This is a genomic window from Pseudomonas sp. R1-7 (assembly GCF_051132105.1).
Classification (GTDB): domain Bacteria; phylum Pseudomonadota; class Gammaproteobacteria; order Pseudomonadales; family Pseudomonadaceae; genus Aquipseudomonas.
Map to the genome: position 1 here is coordinate 3,686,681 of NZ_CP071661.1, position 13,697 is coordinate 3,700,377.

At 58.3% G+C, this 13,697-nt stretch carries 14 protein-coding genes; 8 read left to right on the forward strand and 6 right to left on the reverse strand.

All coding sequences use genetic code 11. The features are described from left to right. Positions 1–21: 21 nt before the first annotated feature. Complete coding sequence (locus tag J3P79_RS16395) at positions 22–1,494, reverse strand: hypothetical protein (RefSeq protein ID WP_434604203.1); 1,473 nt, start codon at positions 1,492–1,494, stop codon at positions 22–24. 363 nt (positions 1,495–1,857) lie between these two features. Continuing rightward, positions 1,858–2,211 carry a hypothetical protein gene (locus J3P79_RS16400; RefSeq protein WP_434604205.1) on the reverse strand — a complete coding sequence of 118 codons (354 nt, stop codon included), beginning with the start codon at positions 2,209–2,211 and terminating at the stop codon, positions 1,858–1,860. 167 nt (positions 2,212–2,378) lie between these two features. Between J3P79_RS16400 and J3P79_RS16405 the strand changes: the two genes are divergently transcribed. The 3 genes from J3P79_RS16405 (at position 2,379) to J3P79_RS16415 (ending at position 5,274) form a co-directional block, all read left to right on the forward strand. Further along, positions 2,379–2,597 (forward strand): DUF2970 domain-containing protein, encoded by a 219-nt coding sequence (locus tag J3P79_RS16405; protein WP_207961873.1) that lies wholly within the window; start codon positions 2,379–2,381, stop codon positions 2,595–2,597. A 540-nt stretch (positions 2,598–3,137) separates the two neighbouring features. Continuing rightward, positions 3,138–4,796: a nitrite/sulfite reductase gene (locus J3P79_RS16410; RefSeq protein WP_434604207.1), complete on the forward strand. Its 1,659-nt coding sequence runs from the start codon at positions 3,138–3,140 to the stop codon at positions 4,794–4,796. Continuing rightward, a complete protein-coding gene (locus J3P79_RS16415) occupies positions 4,780–5,274 on the forward strand; it encodes a DUF934 domain-containing protein (protein ID WP_042728924.1) in 495 nt (164 codons plus the stop codon). The genes J3P79_RS16410 and J3P79_RS16415 overlap by 17 nt, the downstream gene beginning before the upstream one ends. Before the next feature lie 116 nt (positions 5,275–5,390). Here the strand turns inward: J3P79_RS16415 and sohB are convergent, their stop codons facing one another. Beyond that, on the reverse strand, positions 5,391–6,422 hold the full coding sequence (gene sohB / locus J3P79_RS16420; RefSeq protein WP_434604210.1) for a protease SohB: 1,032 nt from the start codon (positions 6,420–6,422) through the stop codon (positions 5,391–5,393). A gap of 226 nt (positions 6,423–6,648) precedes the next feature. On the opposite strand from sohB, the gene J3P79_RS16425 reads away from it, so the two are divergent. From J3P79_RS16425 to J3P79_RS16435, 3 genes are all read left to right on the forward strand, one after another. Further along, positions 6,649–7,359, forward strand: a complete 711-nt coding sequence (locus J3P79_RS16425) for a histidine phosphatase family protein (RefSeq protein WP_434604212.1) — start codon at positions 6,649–6,651, stop codon at positions 7,357–7,359. A gap of 52 nt (positions 7,360–7,411) precedes the next feature. After that, on the forward strand, positions 7,412–7,729 hold the full coding sequence (locus tag J3P79_RS16430) for an SCP2 sterol-binding domain-containing protein (protein WP_016774477.1): 318 nt from the start codon (positions 7,412–7,414) through the stop codon (positions 7,727–7,729). A gap of 106 nt (positions 7,730–7,835) precedes the next feature. Then, positions 7,836–8,699: a LysR family transcriptional regulator gene (locus tag J3P79_RS16435; RefSeq protein WP_434604214.1), complete on the forward strand. Its 864-nt coding sequence runs from the start codon at positions 7,836–7,838 to the stop codon at positions 8,697–8,699. 81 nt (positions 8,700–8,780) lie between these two features. Here J3P79_RS16435 and J3P79_RS16440 read toward each other — a convergent pair whose 3' ends face one another. After that, complete coding sequence (locus tag J3P79_RS16440; RefSeq protein ID WP_434604216.1) at positions 8,781–9,014, reverse strand: YdcH family protein; 234 nt, start codon at positions 9,012–9,014, stop codon at positions 8,781–8,783. A gap of 215 nt (positions 9,015–9,229) precedes the next feature. On the opposite strand from J3P79_RS16440, the gene J3P79_RS16445 reads away from it, so the two are divergent. Both J3P79_RS16445 and J3P79_RS16450 read left to right on the forward strand, forming a co-directional pair. Beyond that, positions 9,230–9,751: a DUF4142 domain-containing protein gene (locus J3P79_RS16445; RefSeq protein ID WP_434604218.1), complete on the forward strand. Its 522-nt coding sequence runs from the start codon at positions 9,230–9,232 to the stop codon at positions 9,749–9,751. Between the two features lie 107 nt (positions 9,752–9,858). Beyond that, positions 9,859–11,081, forward strand: a protein-coding gene (locus J3P79_RS16450) for an IS3 family transposase (RefSeq protein WP_434604220.1) whose coding sequence is annotated in 2 segments (ribosomal slippage) — positions 9,859–10,210 and positions 10,210–11,081 — 1,224 coding nt in all. Because the reading frame shifts where the segments join, the coding sequence is not laid out codon by codon here. Between the two features lie 37 nt (positions 11,082–11,118). On the opposite strand, the gene J3P79_RS16455 is transcribed toward J3P79_RS16450, so the two are convergent. After that, positions 11,119–11,385, reverse strand: a complete 267-nt coding sequence (locus J3P79_RS16455; protein ID WP_434604223.1) for a hypothetical protein — start codon at positions 11,383–11,385, stop codon at positions 11,119–11,121. A gap of 96 nt (positions 11,386–11,481) precedes the next feature. After that, positions 11,482–13,593: an ATP-binding protein gene (locus tag J3P79_RS16460; protein WP_434604226.1), complete on the reverse strand. Its 2,112-nt coding sequence runs from the start codon at positions 13,591–13,593 to the stop codon at positions 11,482–11,484. Positions 13,594–13,697 lie beyond the last annotated feature (104 nt).

Here is a 13,697-nt window from a genome sequence, read left to right on the forward strand (position 1 = left end):
GAACCTTGAAAACCCTGCCGACTATTTCTTGCGCACAGAAACAATAGCATTGATAGGTTGCGTCCAGTCAGAATCTATTCTGCGAGCCTCCAACTTCAATAAACCATTGTAATACCCCACCGGAAGCGCCTCGTTATCTCGAGCATCGTACTGTATCTCAAGCCCGAGTGGAGAGCTGAGCAGACCGAGGAAACGATTACTGTTCATATGTTCCCTCCAGCCGAGTTGTGCCTCTTCGACGCGAGCACCCCGTAACTTGACCAGCACCTCGCTACCCGCTGCATTGAGCAACTTCGCATTCAACATCGTGAACTTTTCATCTGTACCTGGCGCCAGCTCAATAGGCCCCACACTTTGGGACAGGGCGACGACTCCCCCTCTGTAAAGCCGCTCAATCCCAGGAACTCGAATATAAGTCGCCACTTGATCTTCATTTCCACTGACCACCAACATGCGCAGCCCTGCCAGTTCTGGGTTATAGCCCGTCAAGCGTGCCGTATTTTCTCGCCATACACGAGCCATATCGGCGGTTTGCGCATTGCCCACTGGCAACCCATGCGCGTCGTTGATAGCAGGCGTCGAATAATAAGGAGCATTGTTACCGCAAAGGTAAGTGGAGGATTTTCCATTGTTATAGCCAAAATTATATTTGCTTGGGTTGTCGTTGCAGTGTATGCCACCAGCATTGTGCCCAACCTCATGTCGAAAAGCGGCTGGTTGTGCCCAGTTGTTAACACTCGTATAACCAGGCGCATAAGCTCTTCCACCCGCACCTGCTGCCACTGAGTAAGCTGCACTGACGTCAGTGCTATAGAGGGCTCTGTAAGGCGCCAGCATATCCTGCCAAGCGCGCAGCCCTTGCGACGAAGTATCGTGGGCCACGTCAAAAACATTAACTGCGGCGAGTCGCAAGGAAAGATTCTCAACCCGTGAATTCCTGAGGCCGAGATTGGCTGACTCCAGTTGTGCCAGAGCAAAGGCGATAGGGTCTGTATTCAATCGACCCAAGGCATAGGCGGTGTAAGCCACCAGCATATCGATATAGCGCGGTTCACCAGCTTTTGAATTGTCCACCGCAGGCACTGAAGTCTCAGACATCTCAACGGTATCGGGAGTCATATAATCGTAGGGCGGCTCTTGGGTAAAAGTACTTTTCCCCTGCGCATCGACCACCAACAAACCACGCTTGCCAGGCTCATCGACTATAGCGGTGATCGCACCGTCAGGCGACCTGACCACCACCAGCGAGCCGGTGTCGCGATCGCGGGTGTACAAATTACCGCTTTCTACCGTATAGCCCTGCTCAACCCTGATCTTGGAGCGCTTGAAGCGTGAACTGCCGATCGCATCGGCGTACACACTTGCAGACGTTGCTTGTGGCGAACCTTCAGGGGTATCGGTCGCGGCGTTGACGAGCGCAGGCAGGGCAATTGCCAACGTCAGCGCTGCCAAACGGAAGCGCCCGGCCATAGATGATGAAGCTGCAGCGTTCATGGCGTATTCCCTTATGAGGAAGGAACCATGAGACTGATCCCATTACAACGGCACGGCCACTGTCAGATCTGACAGTAGCTAGAAGCGCTCGCAAGGCCAAGAATGCGCGATTAACGTCCGCAGACGGCCCCGTCGACAGCGCAGGCTGTCGACGGGTCGGCGTTTGTATACGTGACAATGGATCAGTTACGGCGTGAGGGTCCGGGCTGAGGCGAGAGGCTACGGGGTGGCTCCGTTTCATCGGCGACGCCCTCCAAGACGCTCATCTCTTTTCGCGTCAGTTCGACCAACGCCTGCCTTTCAAGGTCGTCGATTTCCTTGCTCTTGGCATTCAATTGCCGACTGTACTCGTCCGCCTCGATATCACCATCGTCGCGACGGTCCTCCAGTTCGTTCAGAAGAGGGAAGCGACAGGTCTTCGTTATCACTCAGGTCCATTCCGGCCACGAGTGTTTCATGACTGCCATCGAGCAAGTCTGGCGGAAGGTCCATGAACTCGTTACCGCTCACGTTCAGCACCCTCAGGTCTTGCGCATCCAGCAGATGGCGGGGCCAGTCTGATAACTCGTTATAACTGAGATCCAGCGATTCGATCCGACCAAAGTCCGGTGGATCGAATGCTCTCAATCCGTTGGTGCTGAGGTTCAGCGAACGCAGGCGTCCATGGGTCAATAAGGTTTTTTCTTCGGGTAGTGTGGGGAATTTGGTGGCATACATCGCTCCTTTGAATGAAGCGACAGCAGACCCGTTCGGCGAGCCGCATCGGGGGTAGATAGTTATAGGCCGTCGGAAAACATCGTAACGAATCCCCAAGCATGGCCGAACCCTCCACGAAGGCGCAGATTGACTATGCTGGGAGGGGAACGACTTTTAATGAGGGATTTATGGACGATCCAGTCGACAACAAACCGCCAACGCTGTTGCAGATGATGCACAGCGTGCTCGCCGCCGCGTTCGGTGTGCAGAGCGGCAAGAACCGCGCTCGGGATTTCACCCACGGCAAGCCGAGTCACTTCGTGATATTGGGGATCGTGTTCACGGTGATCTTCGCGTTGACGCTGTTTGGCATCGTCAAGCTGGTGGTGCATCTGGCGGGGTTGTAGCTCTTCAACGCCACACATAATCCTGTGGGGGCGAGCTTGCTCGCGATAGCGATTGTTCAGTTAGGCATGATGCGACTGATACACCGCTATCGCGAGCAAGCTCGCTCCCACATTGGCTATTGCGTTGACGACAAATTATTGATGACTGACCCAGAACACTGCGGTGCCCACCACCAGGATAATCAGGAACAGAATGGCCCAGGCATCAACAGTGCTGTCGCTTTTCCTTGCTTTGGTCGGATTGCTCATTGCATCGCCTCTTGTCGGTTTTGTAGGTGATTGCATAGGGACTCGTCCACAGTTAAGACGATGATTGCCCGCACGACAAATGTGGGTTAGGCAATAATCAATCTCATTAGTCGATTTGGTTCTTTACATATACTCAAACATCACTTTTGCGCATAACCCAAAACAGGTATCTTGCACCGGCTCCCGTAGGAGTGCGCGGCCGTGCGCGCAGAATTGCCGAGGCAGAACCCGATTCCAGCGAGCCAACATGCAGCTGTTTCTGATCGGCCCAAGCCTGAGACCGAGACTTATATGTACGTATATGACGAGTACGATCAGCGGATCATCGAGGACCGCGTCAAGCAGTTCCGTGATCAGACCCGACGCTATCTGGCAGGCGAGCTGAGCGAAGAAGAATTCCGCCCTCTGCGCTTGCAGAATGGCCTGTATATCCAGCGCTTCGCGCCGATGCTGCGCGTGGCCGTGCCTTATGGCCAACTGACCTCGCGCCAGGTGCGCAAGCTGGCCCAGATTGCCCGCGACTATGACAAGGGCTACGCCCACATCAGTACCCGGCAGAACGTCCAGTACAACTGGCCGGCCCTGGAAGATGTGCCTGAGATCCTCGCCGAACTGGCGACCGTGCAGATGCACGCGATCCAGACCAGCGGCAACTGCCTGCGCAACGTCACCACCGACCAGTTTGCCGGCGTCGCGGCCGATGAGCTGATCGACCCACGCCCATGGTGCGAAATCGTTCGCCAATGGACGACGTTCCACCCGGAATTTGCCTATCTGCCGCGTAAGTTCAAGATCGCCATCAACGGCTCGAGCTCGGACCGCGCGGCCATCGAAGTCCATGACATCGGCCTGGAAGCGGTCTACAACACCGCCGGCGAGCTGGGCTTCCGTGTGCTGGTGGGCGGCGGCCTGGGCCGTACGCCGGTGGTCGGCGCGTTCATCAACGAATTCCTGCCGTGGCAGGACTTGCTCAGTTACCTCGACGCCATCCTGCGGGTGTACAACCGTTATGGCCGTCGCGACAACAAGTACAAGGCGCGGATCAAGATTTTGGTCAAGGCCCTGACGCCTGAAGTGTTTGCCGAAAAGGTCGAGGCCGAGATGGTCCACCTGCGTGGCGGCCAGACCACCCTGACCGAAGCCGAAGTGCATCGTGTCGCCAAGCACTTCGTCGACCCAGCCTACAAGGCCCTGGACAACCAGGACGGCGAACTGGCTGCCCTCGACAAGGAACACCCGGGTTTCGCCCGCTGGCGTACTCGCAACACCCTCAAGCACAAGAAGCCGGGCTACGTTGCGGTGACCCTGTCGCTGAAACCGACCGGCGTTGCGCCTGGCGACATCACTGACAAGCAACTGGACGCCGTGGCCGACCTGGCCGAGCGCTACAGCTTCGGCCAACTGCGCACCTCCCACGAGCAGAACATCATCCTGGCGGACGTTGAACAGAGCCAGTTGTTCACCCTGTGGGGCGAGCTGCGCGAGCAAGGTTTCGCCACGCCGAACATCGGCCTGCTGACCGATATGATCTGCTGCCCGGGCGGGGACTTCTGCTCGCTGGCCAACGCGAAGTCGATCCCGATCGCCGAATCGATCCAGCGCCGTTTCGACGACCTGGACTATCTGTTCGACATCGGCGAGCTGGACCTGAACATTTCCGGATGCATGAACGCCTGTGGCCATCACCACGTCGGCCACATCGGCATCCTGGGCGTGGACAAGAAAGGCGAGGAATTCTACCAGGTCTCCCTGGGCGGCAGCGGCAGCCGCGACGCCAGCCTGGGCAAGATCCTCGGCCCGTCGTTTGCCCAGGACGACATGCCGGACGTGATCGAGAAGCTGATCGACGTTTACATCGAACAACGTACCGAAGACGAGCGTTTCATCGACACTTATCAACGTATCGGCATCGACCTCTTCAAGGAACGCGTCTATGCAGCGAATCATTAAGAACAACGAAGTCATCGACGAGACCTGGCACCTGCTGCCCAAGGACGCGACCCTCGATGGCATCTCCAACTGTGACGACCTGATCGTGCCCCTGGCCCTGTGGCGCGATCACGCCCACGCCCTCAAGGCCCGCGACGGCGGCCTGGGTGTGTGGCTGGACGCCGACGAGGAAGCGGAAGAAATCGGTGATGACGCCAACCAGCTCCAAGTCATCGCCCTGAACTTCCCGGCCTTCACCGACGGCCGCAGCTACTCCAACGCTCGCCTGCTGCGTGATCGCTATGGTTTCAAGGGTGAACTGCGGGCCATTGGCGACGTGCTGCGCGACCAGTTGTTCTACATGCGCCGTTGCGGTTTCGACGCCTTTGCCCTGCGCGCCGATAAAGACCCGTATGAAGCTCTTGAAAGCCTCAAGGACTTCTCGGTGACTTACCAGGCCGCCACTGACGAGCCGCTGCCGCTGTTTCGTCGTCGCTGAAACCTGATGCATGAAAAAGCCCTGGACCGGGTGACCGGTTCAGGGCTTTTTTGTTGACGGATAATTGGGAGCAGAACCTAATCTTCAGCCCACCTTGGGTAGTCATCCGCCTCGGACTACCAAAAGCGCTGCTGGGTCAAACGGCTCCACCAACTGAGCAACACTCGATCCACCGAACCGCTCGCCGCCATGCCGATGCGCTCCTGCAGGCTTTTTCGCTCGGCATAGTGCAGGTGATAAAGCTCGGCGCCCTTGGCTCGTTCGGCCAGGTATTCATCGCTGGTCTTGAGCTCGTCTACCAGGCGCTTTTCCAGCGCGGCGACACCGAGCCAGACTTCGCCGGTGGCCACTTCGTCGATTGCCAGTTGCGGACGGTAAGTGGCGACGAAGTTCTTGAACAGCTCATGCGTGATGTCCAGGTCTTCCTGGAATTTCTCCCGGCCCTTCTCGGTATTCTCGCCAAACACCGTCAAGGTGCGTTTGTACTCGCCGGCGGTCAGCACTTCGAAATCGATGTCGTGTTTCTTCAGCAAGCGGTTGACGTTGGGCAGTTGGGCCACGACGCCGATGGAGCCGAGAATGGCGAACGGGGCGCTGATGATCTTCTCGCCGATGCACGCCATCATGTAGCCGCCGCTGGCCGCCACCTTGTCGATGCACACCGTCAACGGCACGCCAGCCTGGCGGATCCGCGCCAGTTGCGACGAGGCCAGGCCGTAGCTGTGGACCATGCCGCCACCGCTTTCCAGGCGCAGGACCACTTCGTCCTTCGGGGTCGCCAGGGTCAGCAGCGCCGTGATTTCGTGGCGCAGGCTTTCGGTGGCGGACGCCTTGATGTCACCGTCGAAATCCAGCACGAAGACCCGGGACTTGGCCGCCGGTTTGTCCTTCTGTTTTTTCTCGGCTTTTTCCGCCTTGCCTTCGCTCTTGCGCAGGGCCTTGAGCTGGTCCTTGTCCAGCAGGGTCTGCTCCAGACGCTCACGCAGTCCTTTATAGAAGTCGTTGAGCTTGCTGACCTGCAACTGCCCCACCGACTTGCGCCGCCCCTTGCTGCGCAGCGCAGCGAAACTGGCCATGACCACCAGGATGGCAATCACCAATGTCACCGTCTTGGCCAGGAAACCGGCGTATTCGACAAAAAACTCCACAGCGACTCCTTAAATGCAATGCGCCACTGAACGCAGGCGCGTAACGCTGCCAGCATACCCATGCGCCTGCCCTGCTGCCAGCCATGAAATCTGTGGTTACGTTCGCTTGGACACGCCACGATAAGGCTGTAACGAGCATTTCAAACAAGCGTATGTTTTTTCATTGACAGGCCACCGCCATCCTCATAACCTCGCCAAACCTTCAACGTACCGGGATGACGCGGACGTGGGCAGCATTTATCTGATTCGACATGGCCAGGCCTCCTTTGGTGCGGATGACTACGATGTCCTTTCGCCCAATGGCATCCGCCAGGCGCAAGTGCTGGGCAGCCACCTGGCGGAACTGGGTGTCGTATTCGATCGCTGCCTCTCGGGCGACCTGCGCCGCCAACAGGACACCGCCACCGGCGCGATGAGCCAGATGGCTGTCGCCGGCCTGCCGGTTCCTGAACTGGAAATCGACGCCGCCTTCAACGAATTCGATGCTGACGCGGTGATCCGCGCCCTGCTGCCGGACATGCTGCCCCAGGAGCCCGAAGCCCTCGACATCTTGCGCAACGCCGCGCAGAACCGCGCAGAATTCCAGCGCATTTTCGCCTTGATCGTCGAGCGCTGGCTCAGCGGCCGATACGACCCACCGGGCCTCGAAAGCTGGCTGGGTTTCGTCGAGCGAGTCCAGGCTGGCCTGCACCGCATCCTCGACAATGCCGACAAGACCCACAAGATCGCCGTGTTCACGTCCGGCGGGACCATCACTGCCCTGCTCCACCTGATTACCCAGATGCCCGCCAGACAGGCCTTCGAGCTGAACTGGCAGATCGTCAACACCTCGCTCAACCAACTGAAATTCAGGGGTCGCGAGGTGGCCCTGGCTTCCTTCAACAGTCATGCCCACCTGCAACTGCTGAAGACCCCGGACCTCATCACCTTCCGCTGAGTCCGGTTTGCTGTAGACCCTTGCTGTATTACCCCGAATAAGGATCGAAACCATGACCTCCGTAGCCGACGCCGTAAAAGCCATGCAAGCCAAGTTCAACCCAGCCGCCGCTGCCGGCCTGGACCTGGTATTCGGTTTCAACATCACCGACGAAGACAAGCAGTACGCCCTGATCGTCAAGGACGGCACTTGCGACATCCAGGAAGGCGAGAATCCGGACGCCAACTGCACGCTGGTCCTGGATAGCCAGACCCTCAAGGACATCGTCAGCGGCGAAACCGACGGCATGCAGGCGTTCATGGGCGGCAAGCTGCGCGTTGAAGGCGACATGATGCTGTCGATGAAACTGTCCGAGCTGTTCCCGTCCTGAGATCGGTTCGAATCCTGGATGTACCCAAATCCCGCCCTTGTGGCGGGATTTTTTGTTTCTCACCTGAAACTCATACAATGCCCGTTCCATCCGCCTCGGCCTGAACATGGACATCGACCTCGCACGCACCTTCCTGGAAATCGTTCGCCATGGCAGCCTCGCCGCTGCGGCGGAAAAACTGCATGTTACCCAGACGGCGATCACCGCCCGGGTACAGAAGCTCGAAAGCCAACTCGGCTGCGCGTTGTTCGTGCGCAACCGCGCCGGCGCTCGACTGACCGCCGATGGCGAAGCCTTCGTGGTCTATGCCAACCAGCTTGTGCAGACCTGGGAAGCGGCCCGCCGCGACCTGCCATTGCCCGAGGGCTATCGCAACGTCTTGCATCTTGGTGGCGAGGTCAGCTTGTGCAACCCGTTAATGCTCGCCTGGGCCGGCGAGCTGCGGCAGAAGATCCCCAGCCATGCCCTGCGCATGGACATCCGCGACGGCGAGAAACTGTTACAGCAATTGGAATTGGGATTGCTGGATGCCGCGGTGGTGTACCAGCCCGAGTATTGGCCCAGGCTGCAAGTCGAGCAGTTGCTGGAAGAAAAGCTGATTCTGGTGCGCCTCGCCGCCCGCCCCGAGCCCTACGTCTACATCGACTGGAGCACCGATTTTCGACGGCAGCACGACACGGCACTGCCGGACAAGGCCAAGGCCGCCGTGACTTTCAATCTCGGGCCCCTGGCGTTGCAGTACATCCTGGAAAACGGCGGCAGCGGTTATTTCCGCACTCGGGTCGTGCAGAGCTACCTGGACAGCGGCATCCTGGAGCGAGTGCCCAAGGCGCCGGAATTCAACTACCCGACCTATCTGGTGTATTCCAGGGATAGGGATTCGGCAGTGTTGCAGCAGGCATTCGAGGTGCTGCGCGAAATCGTCAAGGCCGGCAGCGACTGGTCGCAGCGTTGGGATCCGCTGGGCTGATGAGTTCGGGTGGGGCCGCCTCGCGGCCCAGCGGGAGCAAGCTCCCTCACCACGAAAGCGCTTGGCAGATAGCCGTCACGGCTAATTCTGCATCAGCGCGGCGATCTGGTCCTTGACCTGCAGCCGTTCCTTCTTGAGCGTCTCCAGAGCGGCATCGGACAGCACAGCGGGTGGTTTTTCGGCCTTTACCACCTCGGCATCAAGCCTGGCGTATTTCTTGATCAGCGCGTCGAGACTCTCGTCCTCGCGGCGTTTTCTCAGGATGTCTTCTTCTGTGCACTTCAGATCCTGGCAGAGATCATGGGACACCGGCATGGAGCACCTCCTTAGTGAGTTCGACGGCAATGCTTTTCGGGGCACTGCCTGTCAGCAGCATGGCCTTGCCGGTCGGGTTCTGTCGACCGCCAATCCGACCAGCGGTGACCGTTCGTCGTTCTACGGCGCGCTCCGATCAAACCTTCCGCCGCGCTTTCCCCTCCATTGATCAGTACCACGAGAATCACCTGTATAACCTGTTTGGAGACTGACCTATGGACAGATTTACCCTGCGTCAACTCGGCCTGGCTGTTGCCCTGAGTAGCAGCATGGGCATGGCATGGGCCGCGACGTCCAGCGACTTTGTCGACAACGCGGCGGCCGGCGGGATTGCGGAAATCGAAACCAGCAAACTGGCGCTGCAGAAAAGCCAATCGGCGGACATCAAGGAGTTCGCCAACAAGATGATTGCCGACCACACCAAAGCCAACGAAGAGTTGAAGGCGCTGGCGCAAAAACATGACATCGAAGTGCCTGACGACACCACGCTGATGAAGAAGGCGAAGGCCAAGATTCTCGACGTGCGGGACGAGTCCTTCGATCCGGCCTACGCCAACAACCAGGTAATGGCCCACGAAGAGACCATTGCCCTGTTCAAGAAAGAAGCCGAGACCGTCACCGACGACAAAAAACCTGGCAGTACTGAGCTGAAAGCCTTTGCCCAGAAGATGCTGCCGGATTTACAGCATCACTTGGAGATGGCCAAGAAACTTCAAGCGGCCCACCCGAGTAAATAAACGCCATATCAAATGAGAAAGCCCGACTATCGAGTCGGGCTTTTTTGTTGATCATGTCTCGTCCTGAATAAGGTTTACACCTTCTGACCTATCCTCAGGAGGAACCAATGGATTCAGGAAAAAAGCGCAGTCAGCGTGATTACACGCTGAGCTTTAAATTGGCGGTCGTCGATCAGGTTGAAAAGGGCGAACTGAGTTATAAAGAGGCTCAACGGCGTTATGGGATCCAGGGCCGGTCGACTGTGTTGGTGTGGTTACGCAAGCATGGACGGCAGGACTGGAGCCAAGGCGCCTCCATTCGTGCCCAGAGGAACCGACCGATGGCCGAGCCAAATTTGCCGCTGACACCAGAGCAGCGAATCAAGGAGCTGGAAGAAAAGCTGGCCCTTGCCAACCAGAAAGCCCAATTTTTTGAAGCTGTCGTTGACGTGCTGAAGAACGATTACGGTGTTTCTGTCGTAAAAAAGCGATCCGGCAAGTCCTCAGCCAAGGGCAAATAGAAGACCTGAGTGTTACCAGGGCTTGCCAGTTTCTGGGCATCTCACGGCAGGCGTATTACAAGCGCAATCGAGCTTACGACGCGCGAGCTAGCCACGCGCAAAAGGTGCTGGGGTTTGTGCTGGAGACACGCCTTGAAATGCCCCGGTTGGGCACCCGCAAGCTGCATGGCCTTATGAAATCCGAACCTGAACTGACGCAAACGGTAGGCCGAGATCGGTTGTTCGATATTTTGCGGGATCATCGACAACTGGTCCCACGCAAACGCGCTTATCACAAGACGACCGACAGTCATCATCGCTTCCATCGACATCCAAATCGGCTCAAGCCCGGCCCTGACCAGGTCACTGCCACCGGCCCGGAACAGGTCTGGGTGGCGGATATAACCTATTTACCGACCGAGCAAAGCGTCGCTTACGTAAGTCTGATCACTGATGCGTTCTCGCGCAAAATAGTCGGCCATCATGTGCATGAAAGCCTGCATACCGAGTCAGTCATCCTGGCGATGAGAAAAGCTCTTCGACACCGAAGAACCAATCAGCCGCTGGTACATCACTCCGATCGGGGCTCGCAATACTGCTCTGATCTCTATCAAAAGCTGCACGCCAAGCATGGCGTCATGTGTTCGATGACTGATGGCTACGACTGCTACCAAAATGCTCTAGCGGAACGAGTGAATGGGATTCTGAAAACAGAATTTCTTTTACACCGTCCCAAAGACCTTGCCCAAGCCAAGCGCATGGTTGAGGAATCGATAGAAATCTATAACCGTAAGCGACCTCATCTGGCCCTGAAATACAAAACGCCCGATGCGGTGCATCGGGCGTTTTGAGACTGAAACAGGTGTAAACCTATTTCAGGACTAGACATCAGCTATCAGCCGTATCAATATCAGCATCAGTCTTGTCACCGGGCCCAGCCCGATCCGGCTCCGGCTTGAAACCCGGGCTATAGGTATTGTCATTATCCTGATGATGCTTCTTCTGATCGACCTCACGGGCAGCACTATGAGCCTCGTGCGCTCCAGCCGGGCTCTCGGGCTGGCTACCCGACACTTGAGGATCGACGGCCGGATCGTTACGCGAGGACGGGTTTTGCGTCTGGCCTTGTTGCTGGGTACTTGCAGGATCGCTCATTGGACACCTCATTCATGACAAGGCCGAATGAGTGATCGGCCCTGGTCATTCGAAGGCAGAACTGCGGCTTGGGTTCCATCTTTTACAACCCCGGCCTCAATCGCCCAGCACCGAACTGATCATCCGCACCAACGCATCCGGGTTGTAGGGTTTGCTCAGCAGGTGCGTATCGGGGCTCAGCTGATGATTGCGCGAAATGATGTCGCGGGTGTGCCCCGACGTGAACAATACCGGCACCGGCGGGGTCTGCACCTTGGCCCAGGCCGCCAGGTCGGAACTCTTGATCAGGCCGGGCATGACCACGTCGGTAAAGATCAGGTCCACCGAAACGCCGTCGAGCAGCAGTTTCATGGCCTCGTCGCCGTTGGCGGCGGTTAGCGTCCGATAGCCGAACTGCTCCAGCAACTCCACCGAGGCGCCGCGTACCTCATCGTTGTCCTCGACCACCAGGATCGTTTCCTCGAGGCCTGGCTGAAACTCGCGGGGGTGCGTCTGTTCCGGAGTCTCGGGTTTGTTGCTGCGGGGAAAATACATATGCACTTGAGTGCCGTCCCCCGGGAGGCTGGAAATTTCGATATGCCCGCCGCTCTGCTTGACGAACCCGAACACCATGCTCAATCCAAGCCCCGTGCCTTGGCCGTCGGTCTTGGTGGTGAAAAACGGCTCGAATACCTGGTTCAGGACTTCGGGGGCCATTCCAGCGCCACGATCGACTACCGAAAGTCGCACGTAATCCCCCGCCGCAACTCCTTTGCCGGCGCAGGAAGATTCGTCCAAGGCGATATTCTCCCCCAGCATGCTGATGACCCCTTCGCCCCCCATGGCGTCGCGCGCATTGATCGCCAGGTTCAGCAAGGCATTTTCCAACTGATTGCGATCGACATGGATGCACCACGGTTCAGGGGGTAACGACACCTCGATGTGGATGGTTTCGCCCAGCGCCCGCTGCAACAATTCACCCAGGCCCTCATAGATGCGCCGGGGATTGTAGACCGCCGGGGACAACGGCTGGCGACGGGCAAAAGCCAATAACTGCGACGACAGCTTGGCGCCCCGCTCCACGGCTTCAATGGACGCGCCGACCCGCCGCTGCACGTTGGGATTGTCGGGCTCATGGCGAGCCAGCAAATGCAGGTTGCCGGCGATCACTTGGAGCAGGTTGTTGAAATCATGGGCCACGCCTCCGGTGAGACCGCCGATGGCTTCGAGCTTCTGCGATTGGCGCAACTGCTCCTCTGCCGCCAGCCGTGCCTGTACCTCATTGGCGACGCGTTGTTCCAGGTCGCGGGTGAATTTGAGCAGCGACGCTTCGGCGGTCTTGCGCTCGTTGATGTCGATCAGCACACCCGGAAAACGCAGGGGTTTGCCCAACGCATCGAACTCGCATCGACCACTGGCCAGCACCCAAAGGTAATCGCTTTCGCCGCGGCGCAAGCGGTATTCGGCGGTGTAGGGAGCGCCCGTGCGCACAGTCAAGTCGACCCGTTGTTCGACGTCGTCGATGTCATCGGGATGGATGCGCTGCCGAGCGATATCGATGGGCAGTGCGTCAAGCGGGCATTCGGGCGGATAACCAAACGTACGGGCGAAACGCTCGTCGCCCGACAGTGTGTCGGTGGCGATATCCCAGACGAACGACCCTAGCAACGGCCCGGCCGAAAGCGCCAGCTGGATACGCTCGTTGACCGCTCGATAGCTGCGCTCGGCCTCTTGCCGGGCGCGCTCGCTCAGCACCAACTCGGTGGTTTCTACCACGATCGCCAAAACACCCGCAGGCGATTGGTCATCGTCGGGCACCGGGCTGTAGTAGAGGTCCATCCAGACGTCTTCAGGCTTGCCGTCACGCAGCAGCACCAGTTCCTTGTTGCGGTAGGACAAGGTGCCGCCAGCCAGACACACGTCCAGCACGTGGCGGTTGAATTCGGCGACTTCCGGCCACCCCAGCTCCACCGCGCTCCCCAGCAGGTAGGGATGGCGGCCGCCAGCGAATTCGGCATAGGCGTCGTTATAAATCATGAAGCCTTGGCGGCCCCACAACATGACCATCGGCAATGGCGAAGCGAGCATCAGCTGGACCGCGCTGCGCAGGCTGGCGGACCAGTGTTCGATCGCACCCAGCTCGGTGCGACGCCAATCGTAGGCCCGGATGCGCCGGGCCATTTCTCCGTCCCAACCGGGACACCCGTTACTCTGGGATAAGAACTTCATGGAACGTCTCTCACCTCAAGCTACCAGCAGGGAAGCGGCATACCACAAGTCCCTTGTGCTAGTGCTTCGAGCGCGAGGTTGGCAATTGGTTTCATGGACAGGGT